Here is an 18174-nt window from a genome sequence, read left to right as displayed (position 1 = left end):
CTCAGACGAGCCGATCACGTCCGTGCCGCCGACACAAGCTACCGGCCGCTGGGTTGTAGAACCTCGACAGAATCACACCGTCGCGGGTACAAGCTCAGCTTCCTCAGCCTCGCGCTCCTCGAGCTTCACCGCGCGCAGCAAGGTGTAGGTCATCATGATCTTCCAGAAGATGAAGGCCACGGACGGCAGCGCCATCGCGAAGAATCCGTTCCACGCCAGCGGTCCGCTCTGGAATGCGTAGACGAACACACCGGGGGCGAAAACCACGGCGAAGACGAGGTTCGCGTACCCCGTCCAACGCGGGAAGGTCGGAACCTCATTCTTGTCGAACAGCGTCGCGAAGCCGATGGTCGCGATATTGATGCTGAAGATGAAGGCCACTCCGACGTAGGTCAACCAATACAGGTCGCTGAACATCAGCATCAGGTCAGCGCTGCGATCGGGCCGGTAGGCTGCCGTCGCGATCATCGCCAGCGGGTAGATCCAGCCGGTGGGTGCTATGACCGCGGTGGTCAGCTGAACCATCGTCAACAACCCCCAGCCACCCTCGATGCGACGCATCAACACGCTGGTTATTACCGCGAAGAAATAGAAGAACGGTGCGACAAGCCCCATGATGACGACGCACCAAAGGATCCCGGTCCGGTTATCGAGCAGCTGCTGCTTGATCTCTTCGGCGCTCGCGGTCGGTGCGGGCGGGCTCAGCTTGCCGATACCGTAAAACGCGACCGCCGCCCCGATCGCGACGAATATGCCGCACCACACCGAGAATCGGTACAACCTGAACTTGATTTTCAGGTCCATGGGATCTCCTTTGATCTGTCAATCGTGCAACGAAGTATCGACCCGGCTACCGACCGGCCTCGGGGCGACTTCCCGCTGAACGGGACAAAACGTATGCGGCCTTTCGGCGGAAATCATTTCCTGACCGCCCACCGGACATCCGAGCCCATCCGCACTCGGGTAGCGGGTATTTTCACCAGCTCTGGATGGCAATTCGATAGTGCCGCGAGTATCGCGGCCCTGGAGGTGAACGGATGGATGTCGCCGATCTCGCCCTGGCGCTGATGCGACTGGTCATTGGTGCCACGATGATCGTGCACGGGATCAACCACTGGCTGGGCGGTGGCCGGATCGCGGGCACGGCCCGCTGGTTCAGCGGCCTGGGACTGCGCAACGGCGTGCTGCAGGCATGGCTGAGTGTGATTACCGAAATCGGCGCGGGAGCCCTGTTGATTCTCGGCCTACTCACGCCGCTGGCCTGCGCTGCGGTGATATCGGTCATGCTCGTCGCGGGGTTGCTTGCGCACCGGCCGAACGGGTTTTTCGTGTTCGAGGAGGGCTATGAGTACGTGCTGGTGTTGGCCGCGACGGCGCTGGTACTGGCGATATTCGGACCCGGGTGGCTATCGATCGACCACGCGGCCGATCTCGAGATCGTCGGCTGGGCGGGCGGCGGCATCGCCCTCGGTGTGGCGGTGGCGTCGACCGCGGGCCTGCTCGCGGTGTTCTGGCGGCCGCAGTCCGAAGCAGCTGCATGACAACTACTTTCGAACGAGAGGTGCGCCGATGCGCGTCGGTTTCATCGGATTGGGCAGCCAGGGCGCGCCGATGGCGCAGCGGATCGTGGCGGCCGGCTATCGAACGACACTTTGGGCACGCCGGCCCGAATCGCTCGCACCGTTCGCCGACACCACGGCCCGGGTCGCGGAGTCGCCGACCGAACTCGCCCGCGCCAGCGACCTGGTCTGCCTGTGCGTGGGCAACGACGCCGACGTGCGCGCGGTCCTCACCGGCGAGCACGGCGTGCTCGCCGGGACGTCTGCCGGCGGCATTATCGCCGTGCACAGCACGATTCATCCCGATACCTGTCGCGATCTCGCAGATATAGCTGGGGCACAGAATGTTTCACTGATCGACGCTGCGGTGAGCGGCGGTGCGCTCGCGGCTGCCGAGGGCCGCCTGCTGGTCATGGCCGGTGGCCCGGCCGACATCCTGCGACGATGCCGTCCCGTCTTCGAAACCTACGCGAATCCGATTGTGCACCTGGGCGATACCGGGTCGGGCCACGTCACTAAACTGCTCAACAACCTGCTGTTCACCGCGAATCTGGCGACGGCCGCGAGCGTCCTTACCCTCGGGCAGCAACTCGGCGTCGAACCGGCCCGCCTGGGCGAGGTGATCAGCCACGGATCCGCGAACAGTTTCGCACTCGACCGCCTGCTCACCGGCTCACTGGAATCCATCGCCACCACCGCCGGACATACATTGCGCAAAGACATCCAACTGGTCGCCGATCTCGCGACGGCCGCCGAGGCGACCACCGGCATCGCTCTCTCGGCGGCCGATGCCACACTGGCCCTCATGGGCCACCAGCGGTGATTCCGGTGCGAATCGGAGTCGACACATTTCGGCGGCGCGATACCAGCGCAGCCGGGCGAGCTAGCGGCGGTCAGCACTCGCCGTTGCGTGACATAGCAAGGAGGTTCTGATGAATTCCGGTGGATCGGCCGTAGTTATGGGCGGCGGTGGCGTGGTCGGCACGGCCTGGATGCTCGGTCTCGCAGCCGGATTGCGCCATCGCGGTGTCGATCTTGCCGCCGCAGACCTCGTCGTCGGCACGTCGGCGGGGTCGCTCGCGGGCACCTTGATCACCACCGGCGCGGATCTCGACGAACTCGCCGAAGGTCCGTCATCGGCGCCACCGCCGAGCCGCACACATGAACTCGACCCGCGCAAGCTGGCCGAGATGTCGCGACTGCGCTCGGACCCCAGCATCGATCCCGCCGAAGCCCGGCGCGGCATCGCCGCACTCGCAACCGCTGTCACCGAGGGCGCCGAAGAACATCTGGCCTGGATGGAGTGGATGGTCGGCTCACCGGACTGGCCGACGAGCAGACTATGGGTGACCGCGCTGGACATCGAGACCGGCGAGCGGGTCGCGTGGGATCGCGACAGCGAGGTCGCACTGCTCAATGCCGTCGCATCCAGTTGCGCGGTACCGACATTGATCCCGCCGGTCGCGATCCACGGCAGCCGATACATGGACGGCGGCGCGAGTTCGCCGACCAACGCCGATCTTGCCGCTGGATCGGAGCGACTGGTGGTCATCGAACCGATCGCCCACGTCTATCCCCGAGGGCCGCTCGAGCGCGAAATCGCCATGGTCGGCGCGGATATCGTGGTGACGATCGGCCCGAATGCCGCAGCACAGGCCGCCTACGGCACCAACATGCTCGCCGACGCCGCCTGGGCACCGGCCTATCGGGCCGGCGTAGACCAGGCCGATGAGGTCACCGAAGAGCTACGCGGTGTGCTCGGCTGACAGTCCGCGCGCACCACCACTCCTATCGAAAGATGGTGGCAGCCAACGATTGTCCCACCAACGGGAGCCCGGCGATCAGCTTCTCGCGTTCGACCCGCAGGCGGGCGGCGGCCACCGGGCAAGGAGGCATTCGCCGACGGCGCGGCGCTCGACCGCGCCGCCGAACTCGCAGCCTCCGACGTGATGGTTCTCAACCAAGAGGCTTGCGTCGCAAGCCGTTTCGTCTATGCCGAGGCCGATCAGGACGATGCCGACCGCTTCTGCACACGGTTGCACGCGCACATCGTCGACAAGGCGGCCGCCTCTGGCGATTCGAGGCCGCTCGACATGCGATCAGCGGGTCACCGGCGCCTGCCAGATGGCGACGATCGCGTCGATCAGATCCGTTCCGCAGTCCTGCCAATTCGCGGCATCACCCGAAACCGACTCGGCCAGTTCGCGTTCGCGTTCGGCGGACATGTGCACCATCAGGTATTGCGCCATATTGCTGCGCGTACGGCGCACGTCATCCGGGAGATCGGGTACGCATTCGGCCAGGCCGTCGATCGTGCGTCGCAGCGATGGCGAGATCAATGCCTCGTTTTCCATGATGGTGCGCAGCGCCGGGTCGGTCATCACCTGTGCGCTGAACCGCGCATGCCAGGTGGGACTGCCCAGCTCGGCCAAGTGGTCGATGGCGGGGCGCACGAAGCAGGAAACCCAATCGCGCAGCCGCGTCGATCCCTCGACCGACCGCAGCAGCTGGGCGCGTTTCTGCTCTATCGGCACGGAATGCTTCTCCACGATCGCGCGGACCAGATCGGCCTTGGTGCCGAAGTGATAGCCAACCGCGGCGTTGTTACCTTGCCCCGCGGCCTCACTGACCTGCCGGTTGGACACCACGAACACCCCGTGCTCGGCGAATAGCCGCTCGGCGGCCGTGAGGATGAGTTCCCGGGTTTCGGACGCACGATCGGTCCTGAGGGTGGGCCCGCCGGAACTGGCTGTCTTCATGGTGTCCATGGTGCCGTCGCCGATTGTTTAAGTCAACTGCTTGACGTTAAGTCAAGCGACTGCTTTAATTGTGATCGAACGATTCGCTGCCGACCCGACGGAGTCCAACCCATGCCATCCCCTGTCACAGACTCCGAGAGATCGGATTCGCGGTCTCGCACCAATCTCGTGGTCGCCGTCCTGGCGTTCGCCGGGATCGTGGTATCGCTGATGCAGACCCTGGTCATTCCGCTGATCCCGCAGCTGCCTCAGCTGCTCGGCGCCTCCGCGGCCGACACCTCCTGGGCCATCACGGCCACTCTGCTCGCCGCCGCGGTCGCGGTGCCGGTGATGGGCCGCCTCGGCGATATGTTCGGCAAGCGCCGCATGCTGCTGATCAGCCTTGTCCTACTCGTCACCGGTTCAATCGTCGGCGGGCTGAGCGAAAGCCTGTTGCCGCTGATCGCGGCTCGCACCCTGCAAGGATTGGCAGCCGGTGTCATTCCCCTCGGCATCAGCGTGATGCGGGACGAGGTCTCCAAGGAGCGGCTCACCGGGTCCATGGCATTGATGAGTGCCTCGCTCGGTGTGGGTGGCGCTCTCGGGCTGCCCGCCGCCGCGCTGATCGCCGAATATGCCGACTGGCACTTCCTGTTCTGGACCTCGGCCGGTCTCGGCGTCCTGGTCACCGCGCTCGTCATCGCCGTCGTCCCCGAATCGAATGTGCGCACCGGCGGCACATTCGACGCCATCGGCGCACTGTCGCTGTCCACCGCCCTGATCACGCTGCTACTGGCCATCTCGAAGGGCCGTGCGTGGGGTTGGACCAGCGACCTCACCATCGGAATGGTGCTGACGGCCGTCGCCGCCTTCGCGGTATGGATCTGGTGGGAACTTCGGGCCGAACAGCCCTTGGTCGACCTGCGCACTACGATCCGTCGCCAGGTCCTGCTCACCAATCTGGCCTCGATGGTGTTCGGGTTCTCGATGTTCGCGATGACCATGGTCTTCCCGCAGGTGCTGCAACTGCCCGAGGTCACCGGATTCGGTCTCGGCCAGTCGATCCTGGTCGCCGGTCTGGTCATGGCACCGTCCGGTCTGGTCATGATGCTCGTCGCACCGCTGTCCTCCCGGATCACCAACACCATGGGCCCGAAGATCACCCTCATGCTGGGCGCGGGCATCGTCGCCGCCGGATACGGCGTCGGCATCCTGATGATGTCGTCGGTCTGGCAGCTGACGATCATCGCCAGCATCATCGGCGCGGGCACCGGACTCGCCTATGGTGCGATGCCCGCCCTGATCATGGGCGGGGTTCCGGCCTCGGAAACCGCCGCGGCGAACAGCTTCAACACACTGATGCGCTCGCTCGGCACCTCCTTCGCCAGTGCGGTGGCGGGCATCGTGCTGGCCCAGATGACCGTGCGCGTGGGTCCCGCGACCATGCCATCGCAGGGCGGATTCCAAGTGATCATGGCGGCCGCGGCATTCGCCGCACTCGGCGCGCTGGTGCTGGCGGCGTTCCTGCCCCGGCACCGGGCGACACTCACGCCGGAATCGGCCGAAGATCTGATCGGCATCTCAGAACCCGCGCCGGCATTGCGTTGACCACACGCTGAACTAACCCCGCACCGAACCCGAACCCGCCCTACGTTGCGAAACCCACACAAACAGAGAGATGCGACTTGTCCACCATGAAATCCGTTCGCACCAGCAAGCCAGGCACCGTCGAGGTCGTCGAACTGGATCGCCCCGAGCCCGGCCCACAGGATGTGTTGCTGCGCATCCGCGCCTGCGGCATCTGCGGCACCGATACCGCGATGGTCGTGCAGGGCGGCGCACCGTTCACCCCCGGCGAATTGACCACGGTGCACCTCGGGCACGAACCCGCGGGTGAGATCGTGGCGGTCGGAGCCGAGGTGACCGGGCTGTCGGTCGGGGACCGTGTCGTCGTCAACCCGATGGATGGCCCATCGGGCCTGATGGGCTGCGGCGGACCACAGGGCGCGATGAGCGAATACGTCCTCATCGAGAAAGCCGAACTGGGCAAGAGCCTCTTGATCATTCCGAATGATGTGCCCTTCGCCGTCGCCGCACTCAACGAACCGATGGCCGTCGCCAAGCACGCCGTCAACCGCTCGGATGCCGAGCCCTCGGACAAGGTCGTGGTATTCGGCGCGGGACCGATCGGGCTCGGCGCGGCGATCTGGCTCAAACTGCGCGGTGTCGAACATGTGGTGGTCGTGGACATTCTCCCCGAACGCCTCGACAAGGCACTCGTGATCGGCGCCGACGCGGTCATCAACTCCGCGCAGGAAGACGTCGCCGCTCGCCTGACCGAACTGCACGGGGCATCCGCCAACGCCCTCGGACAACCGCGCCCCGGCACCGATATCTACATCGACGCCGCCGGCGCGGGCGCGGTCCTGGAAACAGTTCAGGCATCGGCGAAATGGGGGGCCGAGCTGGTCATCGTCGCCGTGCACAAAGAGCCGGTCGACATCTCCGGTATCCTGCGCAGCGAACTGACGATCATCGCCTCGATGGGCTACCCCACCGAAATCTTCGAGGTCACACCGGATTTGGCGGCACACTGGCAACGATTCGCCACGCTGATCAGTCACCAGGTCCCGTTCACCGATGTGCACAAGGCCTACGAGCTGGCCACGACCCCTGGCGCCGCCGACAAGGTCGTCGTCACCTTCGAATGACGCAAGTACCGAACCCGAATATGAAAGGCCTGCCGTGGCCCACGCACTGCTCGTCATGGATGTCCAGACTGTCGTTGTCGACCATTATCCCGATCCCACATACCTGCCGCGCCTAGGCGAGGCGATCAGCGCAGCCCGCGCCGACGGCATTCCGGTCATCTACGTGGTTGTCGGATTTCGCCCCGGCTTCCCCGAAATCAGTACCCGCAATAAGATGTTCGGCCCGCTCGCGCGCAGCACAGCGGTGGTGAGCAGTGAGGCAGCCACTCAGATCCACCCGGATGTGGCCCCCGAGCCCGGCGACATCATCGTCACCAAACGACGCGTGAGCGCCTTCGCAGGCAGCGACCTCGAGATGGTGCTGCGCGCGAGCGGAATCGACCACCTCGTCCTCACCGGCATCGCCACCAGCGGCGTCGTCCTGTCCACCGTCCGCCAGGCAGCCGATATGGACTTCGCCCTCACCGTCCTGTCCGACGGGTGCCTCGACGCAGACCTGGAGGTGCATCATGTGCTCACCGACAAGGTGTTTCCGCGCCAGGCGGACGTCACGACCGTCGCCGACTGGGTAGCGGCGCACTGACCGCTGACGCTGTCGACCCCGGATGCCCTCGGAGGAATACCGGCTCGAACTCTCCGACCGCTGGAACACCTTGGGCGACACCGTGAACGGCGGCTACCCGATCGCGAGAATCTCGGTGGCTGCGGTCAGGGTTCGGGTGCGGTAGGCGCCCCCGAACAGCACGACGTGCACCAGTAATGGGTGCAGTTGGTGCAACGCGATTCTGGTTTGCCAACCGTCGGCGAGCGGGCGGGTCTCCTGGTAGGTGGCGAGAATTCGGTCGAGGTGGGGTGCGCCGAAGAGGGCGAGCATGGCCAGGTCGGTTTCGCGGTGGCCACCGTGGGCAGCGGGGTCGATGAGAATCGCACGGTCGGGGGTCCAGCGGATATTGCCCGACCAGAGGTCGCCATGGATGCGGCTTGGCGGTTCGGGTGGACCGGCGAGGGTGTCGATGTTCTCGATGACGCGCTCCAGCAGGCGGATTCCGGCGGGGCCCAGATGAGGTGCGGCGTGCGGGAGGTAGGGCGCGAGGCGGCGTTCGGCATACCAGTGCGGCCATGGATCGTTGCCGATGGTGTTGTCGAGCGGGAGATCGGCGATCCGGCCGGGCCACGGCGCACCGAATGCTCCCGGTGAATTCGCGTGCAGCACGGCGAGTTCGCGGCCGAGTCGTTCGGCCGTGCCCGGGGTCGGGGGCGCCTCCGGCAACCACGGCAGCACGAGCATGCGGTCATCGACGGCCAGCACCCGCGGTACCAGTCCTGGTGACCCGACGCGCAACCAGTCCAGCCCCGCCGCTTCGGCGGTGAGTACCGCCGCCTGATCGTCGGCGACCTTCGCGAACACATCTCGGCCGTCGGCAAGGATCGCGCGGTGCAACGTCCACGAATGCCGTGCCTCCAGGTCGACCACCGCGCGGGCCGGAACACCGAGCAGTTCACCGAGCTCCGATGTGACACTCACGAAGGCGCCGAGGTCAGGAGTTTCTTGGTGGCGACGTCGGCCGGATAAAACGATTCGATGGCCAACTCGGCGACGGTGACGTTCATCGGTGTGCCGAACACCGTGGTCGCGCTGATGAACGACAGCTCCTGGCCGTCGTGGCGCAGACGCAAGGGAACCACCACCTGATCCGGCGCGGGCAACGACAGTTCGATCTCCCCACCGGGATATTCGCGCAACTCCGCAAGAAGTGCGATCAGTTCCGGCGACCCGGTTGCCTCGATACCGCGCGTCATCCGCTCGAACAGATGGCCACGCCATTCGGCGAGATTGATGATGCGACCGGCCATCCCATCGGGATGCAGGCTCAATCGCAGGGCATTCGCGGGCGCGGTGAACAACGCCGGATCGATACCTTCGAGCATCAACGCCATACCGGCGTTGACGTCGACGATGTTCCAGTTCTGATCGATCGCCAGCGCAGGGAACGGCTCCAGCCCGACGAGCAGCTGCCGCATCGCATCCCGTACCGGCGCCATCGCGAGGCTGTCGAGCGACGGTTCGCCGTACACCGGGGCATACCCGGCAGCGAGCAGCAGCCGATTGCGCTCCCGCAGCGGCACCTCCAGCTGTTCACACAGGTGCACGAGCATGGTGCGGCTCGGTGTGGCGCGACCGGTTTCGATGAAGCTGAGGTGCCGGGTGGAGGTCTCTGCGCGCCCCGCCAGTTCCAGCTGGCTGAGCCTGCGCTCGAGGCGCCAATGTCGCAGCAGGTCACCGGCAGTCTGGGTAGTCACCTCCCGAATCCTACGAACTGGGAGTCCCCGTGGCTATTACCTTCCGGGTAATCGACGCGAGTACCGTCGGCGGCGATCGTTGTGCCGGACCGAACGGGAGATCGAGCAATGACCACGACCACTCACTACCTCTTCGACACCGATACCGCCAGCGATCGCGTCAGCGACCATGAATACGGACTCGAGCTGTCCGACCGCTGGTCGACACCGGCAGGCACCGCCAACGGCGGCTACCTGCTCGCCACCGCGCTACAGGCACTGCGTGACGAATTCCCTCAGCCAGATCTGCTGTCGGCGTCCGCACACTTCCTGCGCCCCGGTACTGCCGGCCCCGCGCTCATCCACACCGAGATCGCGCGCATCGGACGCCGCACCGCCACCGGCCAGGCCATCCTCACTCGCGACGACCGCGAAATCATCCGCGTGCTGGCCACTTTCACCGATCTCTCCACCGCGCATGGCCGCACGGTGGTCCGCAATGAACCGCCCGCACTTCCCGCACCGGACCTATGCCTGGCTCCCTTCGACGGCGCCAACCCCACCGGCGCGAGCATCACCGAACGCATCGAGTTCCGTATGCCGCAACTGCCGGGAGTCTGGACCGGCACCCCGGGCGGAACCAGCGCCGCCGAATTCTGGATGCGCTTCGCCGATGGCCGCGACGCCGACCCGATCGCCCTTGCCCTACTCGTCGATGCCGCCATGCCGGTGGTGTTCGACCTCGGAGTGCTCGGGTCCTCCACCATCGAGCTGACCGTTCACGTTCGGCAGCGCCCAGCGCCGGGCTGGTTGGCCTGCCGCGTCCACACCAACTACCTCATCAACGGATTCCACGAGGAAGACTTCGAGATCTGGGACTCCACGGGGTCGCTTGTCGCGCAATCGCGCCAACTCGCCCTGATCCCCTGAGAGGCGCGACCTGCGGCGTCCTGGTATTTCGGCCCATGAATGCCACTACTTCACAACTTCGCCGCGAGTTCTTGCTCGGCGGGGGAATCGGGTGCCGGAGGTGGTTCGCGCTCACACCCTGGCGGCAGGTATCCGGGCCGAGCTGTGGCCGATGCGCATGGTCGTGAGGGCGCGTTCAGCGGTGTCAGCGGCAGATTGAGTGCGGCGAGGGTGTCTGTCCCGCTCGCCGCCGACGAAAACGAAGTGCCTACCGACCGGCTCGTCAATGCGACCTGGGTTCTCCAAAGGCGTGATAACAGGTGGTTGGTCGCCGCCTACCACAACAGCCCCATCGCCCCAACTCGTCCTGACCACGGCGACCGATGCCGTAGACGAGGCTTCGACAGCGCAGCCGCCCGGCGCACATGCCTCCATGCGGTCCGGAGCTGGGGCCGGTGCCGCCGCCGGGCGAGGTCACGCAGCATCCGCTCGCCGATGGCAGTCTCATCTACACCAACAACCCGCAGATAGTCCGGCGACGCCACGAATTGACGCAAGAAATCAGCCAACCCGAAGCAGCAACTTGTCTCTTGGCCTGCCTGGCTCCGCCGAGTCCGGACCCCGAACCGAACCTACAACCTGAGATCCGATCCCTCATCGCGGCTGCGGTAGTCGCGACCCCACTACTCGCCCTTGCTCCAGCCGCGTCAGCAGACAGCAACTTGCTGCCGAAGCGAGCCCACCAATGTTTCCACCAGTCCGGGTCCCGCATCGAAGATCTGCTGCGCGGAAATTCAGCTGGTGCTCGAATATCCTCGGTTCTTCACCAGCGCATTCGTTCTGGCCGGAGACGGCGCCCGCCCTCGGGTGCGGCGACGCCGCGCGATCATCCAACGATGCGATAGCGGGCCGGCTCCGACGCCGGTCACCGCGCGATTTTCAACCACGGACAATCGACATCAGGTCGTCGAGCGAGTCGGCTGACGCGAGCCCGAGTGCTCGCTCGGCGACAGCGAGTGCTGTCGCCGAGGACAATCGCCCTTCGACATTGAGATCGAATTTCAGAGTGAGTTCGTCGTCGGAGAGGGGATTGGCAGGCCCGCCACGATTGTGGTCGACGCGAGCCTCATGCCATGCACCGTCGCGGGTACGCACCCGCACGACGGCGGGGAACTGGTGTGGGTAGAGCTTGTCGCAATGGTCGTCGCTGCGGCTGACCACCAGTGATGCCAGCGCGAGCGTGCGAGGATCTTTCGCTGCCTCGTCCGTGAAATCGGCATGTCCTACACCGAGTCCCGAACCACCGAGCAGCGCACGTGCCACGGTGAACGGGCCCGAGAATGCCGCGTGGTACCCCGATTCCGGGGCGGCCTTCGCCGCGGGTGGCTCCGCGATGGTGCGCAGCACCGGCGTCGGCACGCCGAGATCGATCGCTACGATCTCGGCGGGGTCGAGTCCGTTACGTCGAAGAGCGCGCGCGGCATCGATCCCAGCGTGAGTGAAGTGGTTGCACGGATAGGGCTTGAAGAAGATGCCGGGCAATTCCCAATGCTCGCCCATCCTGTCGGTCACCTTCGCCGCGTCGGCCCGGTCACCGCAGAATGCGTGCAGGAAACCGAATCTGCCTTCGATCACTGTGGGCGGCCCGGTGAGTCCGTGGCGGGCGAGCTCCGCTGCTGTCACACCCGAATGCGCTGCCCACCCGCAGTGCGCACGTTTGACGGTGCCGCCGGTCCTATTGGCCTCGAGCAAACCCGCACCGAAGCTGGCGGCGATCCCCATCGCGTCCGCGATGCCCTCGGCGTCGAGGCCGTAGAGCATGGCGGCGGCCGCGGCCGACCCGACTGCGCCACAGATCGACGTCGCGTGCTGGCCGCGCTCGAAGAACTCGGAGTTGCCGAGATCCTCGTCGTAGCCGCCCATGCCCAAGCGCGCTGTGATTTCGATACCCACGCCTGCGGCGTCGAGGACCGAGGCTCCTGACGCCCCGGTTGCCTCACCGACCGCGAGCGCGGCCGGTATTACCGACGCGGACGGATGCAACACCGAAGGCAGGTGGGTGTCATCGGAGTCCATCGAGTGTGCGAGCGTGCCGTTCACCAGGGCAGCTGTGGCCGCGGGGAATCGTTCGCCGGTCCCGATGCCGGTAGCCGCGGGGGCACCTGCCCAGCCACGGGCCACGGCGGTGACAGCATGCGCGGACGGTTGTCCCTGCGCGGCCAGAGAATTGCCGAGCACGTCGAGGACTCGGCGAGCGACATCCTTGCGCAGTTCCGCGGCGAGCCCCGCAGTGCGGGTGTGGTCGGCCAACGCGGCGAGACGACCCACGACCGTGCCCTGCATATCGTGTCGGCTCGCGCTGTCGGGACGGATCATGCGGCCACCACCGCGACGGGACGTATGGGCGATCCGGTTCCGCCGGTGATCCGCAGTGGCGCCATGACGAAGGTGAACTCGGTGAGGCCGCGTCGGCTCGCTTCCTCGAGATTCAGATGCTCGATGATGTGGATTCCGTTCTCCACGAGCAGGACTCGATGCACCGGAAGTACGCTGTGGCCTTTACCCGCCGGAATATGCTCGAACGCGGTGGTATCCGCGCCTGCGGCTACGACGCCCGCGGCGGCCAGCCAGCGACCCGCGCCGACATCGGCTCCGGGAACACCATCCTGCTGCCCCAGGTAGCGCTGGGGGTCGTCGAAGTGTCTGGCCCAGCCGGTCCTGATGAGCACGACGTCTCCGCGCCGTGGAGTCACCCCGGCGGCATCGGCAGCGTCACGCAGATCCTGCTCCGTGATAGCACGACCGGCATCGAGAGCGTCGACCCCGCGCACGCGCGCCACATCCAGGAGTAAGCCGCGACGAAGCAGGAACGGGATGGATTCCGCGCCCAGTTGCGAGAACCGCCCGCCGCGTTGGGCCTCCTGGGCGTCGATTCCGCCGTGCAGCTTGCCCTCGTGACTGACGTGAGAGAGGGCGTCCACGTGCGTGCCGACATGCCCGCCGGTCACGATGATCTCGTTTGACGCCGACCCCCCGTCCGGACGGACCATATCGCCGTGCCGGCGTATCAGGGTCATCCGGAACCCGGGGTGGTTGGGCGAGCACGGCATCCCTGTCGTATGCGGGTGTCCGAGCTCGATGATGTCGGTTTCGTTGTCCACCACAGCGTTCAGTAGCGCGTCCGGTCCAGCGGTGACGGTTTGTTCGGTCATGCTTTTACTCCTCGTGCTGCTGTCGCGTCTGCTCGATCAAGGACGATGCGTGCGTTCGCGACGACGGCAGGGTCTATGAATCTGCCGTTCTCGTCGAGCACGGCAGATTCACCCGCCGCAATGGCCGCGGCCGCACAGTCCACGATCCGTCGCGCCCTGATCTGCTCTTCCGGCGACGGGGTGAAGGCTTGGTTGACGATGTCGATTTGGTTCGGGTGTATGACGGACCGTCCGAAGAACCCCATGGCTCGTCCGGCGCGCGACGTTGCCGCCAGACCCTCGCGGTCATCGACAGCGGTCCAGACACTCTGGATGGGTGAAGACAACCCGGCGGCACGCGCCGCGGCAACGATCCAGCCGCGTGCCCATGCAAGGCCACTCGGTTCTGTGCGCATATCGGCCGCGAGATCTGCTTCACCGAGCGCGATACCCGTTACTCGCGGATGACACCGCGCGATCTGGGGTGCTGCGAGCAGCCCTGCCGCGGATTCGATGATGGCATGGACGTCGCATGCGAGCCGATCCGCTGTCGCCGATACCGACTCGGGATACTCGGCTTTCGGTAACCGGACTCCTGCGGGCGCACAACCGGCCGCTGCCAACGCGCGGAGTTCGTGCTCGAGCCACTCGGATCCGACGGCATTGAGCCGCAACCAGATTTCACGATCCGGTGGTGCCGCACGCAGGGTGTCGAGTGCGTTCGCGAGTGCACGGTCCTTCGCTCCGACCGGTACCGCGTCCTCTAGATCGATGACGACGGCGTCGGCGGCGCTGTCGAGCGCTCTGCCGATGCGATCGTCGCGATGTCCGGGCACATACAGCCAGCTGCGTGCAGTCACGTCGCGTCCACCACGGCGGAACCCGATGCCCGGTAGCCGAGGGCGCGCGAGATCCGTTGGGCCGCTTCCACAACTGAGCTTTCGTGACGGTCGCAGGCGTCGTCGGTCATTCGATAACTGGGACCGCACACAGATACCGACCCGATCACCGAGCCGTCCGCCCCGAATACCGGGGCGGCGATCGATCCGGCCCCTTCCTGCCGTTCTCCGGTCGATCGACACACGCCTCGCTCACGCGCCTCACGCAGCGCGGCTCGCAGTGCCGCTGGGTCGACGATCGTAGTGGCGGTCAGGCGCGTGAGCGGTCGCGACAGCAGATCGTCCTGCTCTTCCTCGGAGAGATGGGCCAGGATGATGCGACCCGACGAGCCGCTGTGTAGATCGAACCGCCTGCCCAGGTCGACGGTCATTTTGATCTCTCGAGTACTCTCGACCTGATCGAGATAGACGCGACCACCTGGCAGTCGGCCGGATACGGTCGCCGTCTCACCGGTGGCTCGTTGCAGTTCTACCAATGCCTCGCGTGCCATTCGCCGTAGCGGCGACACATCCAATGCGCGCGCGCCCAGCGTCGCGGCCGCAGGGCCGAGGAGATACCGGCGTGTCGAGGGCTCGTAGAGCAGCAGACCGCACTCGACGAATGTCGTGAGGATGCGGTGGGCGACCGCCTTGGACATACCGGTCGTGCGGGCGATCTCCGAGACGCCGAGCGCGCTCGCTCCGCGGCCGAACTCGAGCAGAACATCTGCTGCCCGTGCGGCAGACGTGGTGCCTCCACTGGAGGACTCCATCGTGGCTCCGTTCTCCGGGTCGATTGGTTGTATTCGGAGGGCGCGTTTCGTAGGGCGCTGCGGCACCGACGTAAACACACAACAATTTGTACCGCCTAGCGAAACGATTGTCCAGTGGCCCATATGGGCGTGAGCTCAAGTTTCCTTGGAGTTAATCGTCTCTACGAGCACTTGTGTACAGGTGGCCGACCGTGCATAGTGCTAGGGACCACATTATTGCGTTCCGCTCAGCGGAACATGATAGGAGGAAGCGTGGACGGTCCCGATTTCGAACTCGTCGTCGCCGGTGCGGGCGGCGGGCTCGTCGCTGCCCTGCGCGCCGCCGAACTCGGCGCGAACGTGCTCGTTGTCGACGCCGACGAGCATTTCCAGCGCGGCAACAACACCTCGATGTGCACCGCGATGATCCCCGCTGCCGGTACCCGCTGGCAGCGTGCGGCCGGTGTGGACGACAGCCCGGACCGGTTCGTCAGCGACATCGATCGCAAGACCACCGGCACGGCCGACCGGCGACTTGCCCGTGCGCTCGCCGAAGCGAGCGCACCGCTGGTTACCTGGCTGGCCGACGCGCAGGCTCTCGAACTCGAACTCGTCACCGACTTCCGCTACCCCGGGCACAGCGCCGATCGTTGCCACACCATCGCCGGGCGTCACGGCTCTCGCCTACTGCGGCACCTCGTGGAGCGCGCCCACGCGCACCCGCGGATCGAGGTCATCGCGCCGATGAGTCTGCGTGAGGTTCGCACCACCGACGGGCGCGTTTCGGGGGTCGAGATCGCCACCCCCGACGGGCACGCCGAGCATCTGTCCACATCCGCGGTACTGTTGGCCACCAACGGTTTTGGAGCCGACCGTGCACTCGTGCGGCAGTGGATTCCCGAGATCGCCGACTCCCATTACCACGGCGGCCAATTCAGCCGCGGCGACGCCATGCGCATCGGGCGCGGCCTAGGAGCCGACAGTGGGTATCTGGACGCCTACCAAGGCCATGCTGCCCTGTCGTCGCGCAGTCAGACGCTCGTCGGCTGGGCCACGGTGGTGCATGGGGGAATCATCGTCAACAGCGACGGCAGGCGCTTCGCACCCGAATCGACCGGATATTCGGAGTTCGCGGCGATCCTCGCCGCACAACCCGGAGGCACGGGCTGGATCGTCATCGACGAGCACATCGAAGCACTGTGCTCGACCTTCGACGATTTCCGCGCGGTCGTCACCAGCGGGTCTCTCGTCCGGGCCGAGACCGCCACCGATCTGGCCGTGCGTCTCGGGGTTCCCGCGGACGCGCTCGAGGACGAACTGGAAGCTGCCCGTCGTTCGGCTGCCGGACAGGAACCGGACCGGCAGGGCCGCGTCGACGATCGCCACCCACTGACCGCACCGTATATCGCGATCGCCGTTACTCCCGCACTGTTCCACACCCAGGGCGGACTCGTTGTCGACGAACACGCGCGCGTCCTCGCAGGCGGGTCTCCGATCCCCGGTCTGTACGCGTCGGGTGGGGCGGCCATCGGCATCTCGGGCCACGGAGCGGCCGGCTACCTCGCCGGCAACGGCCTCATCGCGGCACTCGGCCTCGCCTACCTCGCTGCCGAGCACGTCAGCAACACCGTCCCCGTCTGAATACCCAACATCTCCGATACTCAGATATTCGCCAGGAGCAAGACATGACCACCTACCTGATCAAAAATGGCACCGTCGTCCGCACGGACGACAACGCGCCCGAAGAGGGTGAGACCGCGGACATTCTCATCGTCGACGGCAAGATCGCGGCCATCGGCCCAGACCTGCGGTCCGAGGGAGCCGAGATCGTCGATGCCACCGGCAAGCTCGTCTTCCCTGGCGTGGTGGATGCGCACCAGCACTGGGGGATCTACAACCCACTGTCCGAGGACACCCTCACCGAGTCCCGCGCGAGCGCGCAGGGCGGTGTCACCACCGCGCTGACGTACATGCGGACAGGGCAGTACTACCTCAACAAGGGCGGCGCATACTCCGACTTCTTCCCGGAAGTCCTCGAGGCTTCGGCAGAGCGCAGCTACATCGACTACGCGTTCCACCTGGCACCGATGTCCAAGCAGCACATCAGCGAAATCCCCGAGCTGGCCTCGGACCATGGTGTGACTTCGTTCAAGATCTTCATGTTCTACGGGAGCCACGGTCTGCACGGACGCTCCACCTCCCAGAGCGATTTCCTGATGATCCCCGAAGACGAGCGCTACGACATCGCCCACTTCGAGTTCGTTATGCGCGGAGTCCAGCGGACACGTGAACAGTTCCCCGAACTCGCGCCACACATTTCGCTTTCACTGCACTGTGAGACCGCCGAAATCATGAGCGCCTACACCAAAATCGTCGAACAAGAGGGCAAGCTCAGCGGGCTCGCCGCATACAGCGCCTCGCGCCCGCAGCACTCCGAGGGACTGGCAGTCACCATCGCGTCCTTCCTCGCCGACGAAACGGGGCTGCCGAATATCAACCTGCTGCACCTGAGTTCGGCGAAGGCGTTCAAGGCCGCGATGAAGATGGCCGAGGCCTTCCCCCATGTGAACTTTCGCCGCGAGGTTACGATCGGGCACCTGCTCACCGACATCGACAACGCGAATGGGCTCGGCGCCAAGGTGAACCCGCCCATCCGCCCGCGCGAGGATGTCGAAGCGCTGTGGGAACACCTGCTCGCCGGCAACATCGACTGGGTGGTCTCCGATCACGCGTGCTGCAAGGACGAGGTCAAGTTGGGCGAGGATCGCGATGATGTGTTCGCCGCCAAGTCCGGATTCGGTGGCACCGAGTACCTGCTGCCCGGCTTGATCACCGAGGGCCGCAAGCGCGGCCTATCGCTACGCCGGATCGCGCAGCTCACCGCATCGAGCCCGGCTGATCGCTACGGGCTCCCGAGTAAGGGCCGAATCGCCGAAGGCGTCGACGCGGATATTGCGATCGTCGACCCGAACCGGACGTGGACCGTGCGTGCCGAAGACTCCGAGTCCACACAGGAGTACACGCCGTTCGAAGGGTTCGAATTGACCGCCGCAGTCACCGACACCTTTGTCCGAGGCAATCACGTGTTGTCGAACGGCACCGTCATCGGCGACCCAGCGGGACGCTACCTCGCCCGGCCGTACTGAGGAGATTCTC

The 18174-nt window shown here is 65.8% G+C and carries 17 protein-coding genes; 9 read left to right on the top strand and 8 right to left on the bottom strand.

The genetic code is table 11. From position 1 onward, the window contains the following. Positions 1–72 precede the first annotated feature (72 nt). The gene (locus ACLMAJ_RS22295) at positions 73–804 is read right to left on the bottom strand and encodes a hypothetical protein (protein ID WP_412015733.1); all 732 of its coding nucleotides are present in this window, start codon (positions 802–804) and stop codon (positions 73–75) included. A 233-nt stretch (positions 805–1037) separates the two neighbouring features. On the opposite strand from ACLMAJ_RS22295, the gene ACLMAJ_RS22290 reads away from it, so the two are divergent. The 3 genes from ACLMAJ_RS22290 to ACLMAJ_RS22280 all read left to right on the top strand — a co-directional run bounded on the left by ACLMAJ_RS22290 (position 1038) and on the right by ACLMAJ_RS22280 (position 3325). After that, a complete protein-coding gene (locus ACLMAJ_RS22290; RefSeq protein ID WP_412015732.1) occupies positions 1038–1541 on the top strand; it encodes a DoxX family protein in 504 nt (167 codons plus the stop codon). Between the two features lie 28 nt (positions 1542–1569). Beyond that, on the top strand, positions 1570–2382 hold the full coding sequence (locus tag ACLMAJ_RS22285; protein ID WP_412015731.1) for an NAD(P)-dependent oxidoreductase: 813 nt from the start codon (positions 1570–1572) through the stop codon (positions 2380–2382). A gap of 109 nt (positions 2383–2491) precedes the next feature. Then, positions 2492–3325: a patatin-like phospholipase family protein gene (locus ACLMAJ_RS22280; RefSeq protein ID WP_412015730.1), complete on the top strand. Its 834-nt coding sequence runs from the start codon at positions 2492–2494 to the stop codon at positions 3323–3325. Between the two features lie 333 nt (positions 3326–3658). Here the strand turns inward: ACLMAJ_RS22280 and ACLMAJ_RS22275 are convergent, their stop codons facing one another. Continuing rightward, positions 3659–4318, bottom strand: coding sequence for a TetR/AcrR family transcriptional regulator (locus ACLMAJ_RS22275; RefSeq protein WP_412015729.1), 660 nt, complete (start codon positions 4316–4318; stop codon positions 3659–3661). A 111-nt stretch (positions 4319–4429) separates the two neighbouring features. Here ACLMAJ_RS22275 and ACLMAJ_RS22270 point away from each other — a divergent pair, with 111 nt between their 5' ends. From ACLMAJ_RS22270 to ACLMAJ_RS22260, 3 genes are all read left to right on the top strand, one after another. Further along, entirely contained in the window at positions 4430–5905 is a 1476-nt protein-coding gene (locus ACLMAJ_RS22270) for an MFS transporter (protein WP_412015728.1), read from the top strand. An 86-nt stretch (positions 5906–5991) separates the two neighbouring features. Next, entirely contained in the window at positions 5992–7008 is a 1017-nt protein-coding gene (locus ACLMAJ_RS22265; RefSeq protein ID WP_412015727.1) for a zinc-dependent alcohol dehydrogenase, read from the top strand. Positions 7009–7063: 55 nt separating this feature from the next. Continuing rightward, a complete protein-coding gene (locus tag ACLMAJ_RS22260; RefSeq protein ID WP_412015726.1) occupies positions 7064–7591 on the top strand; it encodes a cysteine hydrolase family protein in 528 nt (175 codons plus the stop codon). A gap of 93 nt (positions 7592–7684) precedes the next feature. Here the strand turns inward: ACLMAJ_RS22260 and ACLMAJ_RS22255 are convergent, their stop codons facing one another. Both ACLMAJ_RS22255 and ACLMAJ_RS22250 read right to left on the bottom strand, forming a co-directional pair. After that, the gene (locus ACLMAJ_RS22255; RefSeq protein ID WP_412015725.1) at positions 7685–8533 is read right to left on the bottom strand and encodes a fructosamine kinase family protein; all 849 of its coding nucleotides are present in this window, start codon (positions 8531–8533) and stop codon (positions 7685–7687) included. Then, entirely contained in the window at positions 8530–9309 is a 780-nt protein-coding gene (locus ACLMAJ_RS22250) for a helix-turn-helix domain-containing protein (protein WP_412015724.1), read from the bottom strand. The genes ACLMAJ_RS22255 and ACLMAJ_RS22250 overlap by 4 nt, the downstream gene beginning before the upstream one ends. A 108-nt stretch (positions 9310–9417) precedes the next feature. On the opposite strand from ACLMAJ_RS22250, the gene ACLMAJ_RS22245 reads away from it, so the two are divergent. Then, entirely contained in the window at positions 9418–10218 is an 801-nt protein-coding gene (locus ACLMAJ_RS22245; protein ID WP_412015723.1) for a thioesterase family protein, read from the top strand. A gap of 918 nt (positions 10219–11136) precedes the next feature. Here the strand turns inward: ACLMAJ_RS22245 and ACLMAJ_RS22240 are convergent. The 4 genes from ACLMAJ_RS22240 to ACLMAJ_RS22225 are packed head-to-tail and all read right to left on the bottom strand — an operon-like array spanning position 11137 to position 15039. Next, entirely contained in the window at positions 11137–12573 is a 1437-nt protein-coding gene (locus ACLMAJ_RS22240; RefSeq protein ID WP_412015722.1) for an MmgE/PrpD family protein, read from the bottom strand. After that, the gene (locus ACLMAJ_RS22235; protein WP_412015721.1) at positions 12570–13409 is read right to left on the bottom strand and encodes a cyclase family protein; all 840 of its coding nucleotides are present in this window, start codon (positions 13407–13409) and stop codon (positions 12570–12572) included. The genes ACLMAJ_RS22240 and ACLMAJ_RS22235 overlap by 4 nt, the downstream gene beginning before the upstream one ends. Next, entirely contained in the window at positions 13406–14248 is an 843-nt protein-coding gene (locus ACLMAJ_RS22230) for an HpcH/HpaI aldolase/citrate lyase family protein (RefSeq protein ID WP_412015720.1), read from the bottom strand. The genes ACLMAJ_RS22235 and ACLMAJ_RS22230 overlap by 4 nt, the downstream gene beginning before the upstream one ends. Further along, complete coding sequence (locus ACLMAJ_RS22225) at positions 14245–15039, bottom strand: IclR family transcriptional regulator (RefSeq protein WP_412015719.1); 795 nt, start codon at positions 15037–15039, stop codon at positions 14245–14247. Before ACLMAJ_RS22225 ends, ACLMAJ_RS22230 begins: the two co-directional genes overlap by 4 nt. A 252-nt stretch (positions 15040–15291) precedes the next feature. Between ACLMAJ_RS22225 and ACLMAJ_RS22220 the strand changes: the two genes are divergently transcribed. Continuing rightward, on the top strand, positions 15292–16659 hold the full coding sequence (locus ACLMAJ_RS22220) for an FAD-dependent oxidoreductase (protein WP_412015718.1): 1368 nt from the start codon (positions 15292–15294) through the stop codon (positions 16657–16659). Positions 16660–16703: 44 nt separating this feature from the next. After that, positions 16704–18164: a dihydroorotase gene (locus tag ACLMAJ_RS22215; RefSeq protein WP_412015717.1), complete on the top strand. Its 1461-nt coding sequence runs from the start codon at positions 16704–16706 to the stop codon at positions 18162–18164. The last annotated feature ends 10 nt before the right edge of the window (positions 18165–18174 follow it).

This window comes from Nocardia arseniciresistens, assembly GCF_046764875.1.
GTDB classification, from domain to species: domain Bacteria; phylum Actinomycetota; class Actinomycetes; order Mycobacteriales; family Mycobacteriaceae; genus Nocardia; species Nocardia arseniciresistens.
The sequence above is the reverse complement of the archived record's forward strand: the minus strand, read 5'-3'. Positions and strand labels throughout refer to the sequence as shown.

Coding starts and splice junctions, on each gene's coding strand:
- ACLMAJ_RS22295 (WP_412015733.1), bottom strand. CDS start 804: ATGGACCTGAAAATCAAGTTCAGGTTGTACCGATTCTCGGTGTGGTGC.
- ACLMAJ_RS22290 (WP_412015732.1), top strand. CDS start 1,038: ATGGATGTCGCCGATCTCGCCCTGGCGCTGATGCGACTGGTCATTGGT.
- ACLMAJ_RS22285 (WP_412015731.1), top strand. CDS start 1,570: ATGCGCGTCGGTTTCATCGGATTGGGCAGCCAGGGCGCGCCGATGGCG.
- ACLMAJ_RS22280 (WP_412015730.1), top strand. CDS start 2,492: ATGAATTCCGGTGGATCGGCCGTAGTTATGGGCGGCGGTGGCGTGGTC.
- ACLMAJ_RS22275 (WP_412015729.1), bottom strand. CDS start 4,318: ATGAAGACAGCCAGTTCCGGCGGGCCCACCCTCAGGACCGATCGTGCG.
- ACLMAJ_RS22270 (WP_412015728.1), top strand. CDS start 4,430: ATGCCATCCCCTGTCACAGACTCCGAGAGATCGGATTCGCGGTCTCGC.
- ACLMAJ_RS22265 (WP_412015727.1), top strand. CDS start 5,992: ATGAAATCCGTTCGCACCAGCAAGCCAGGCACCGTCGAGGTCGTCGAA.
- ACLMAJ_RS22260 (WP_412015726.1), top strand. CDS start 7,064: ATGGATGTCCAGACTGTCGTTGTCGACCATTATCCCGATCCCACATAC.
- ACLMAJ_RS22245 (WP_412015723.1), top strand. CDS start 9,418: ATGACCACGACCACTCACTACCTCTTCGACACCGATACCGCCAGCGAT.
- ACLMAJ_RS22240 (WP_412015722.1), bottom strand. CDS start 12,573: ATGATCCGTCCCGACAGCGCGAGCCGACACGATATGCAGGGCACGGTC.
- ACLMAJ_RS22235 (WP_412015721.1), bottom strand. CDS start 13,409: ATGACCGAACAAACCGTCACCGCTGGACCGGACGCGCTACTGAACGCT.
- ACLMAJ_RS22225 (WP_412015719.1), bottom strand. CDS start 15,039: ATGGAGTCCTCCAGTGGAGGCACCACGTCTGCCGCACGGGCAGCAGAT.
- ACLMAJ_RS22215 (WP_412015717.1), top strand. CDS start 16,704: ATGACCACCTACCTGATCAAAAATGGCACCGTCGTCCGCACGGACGAC.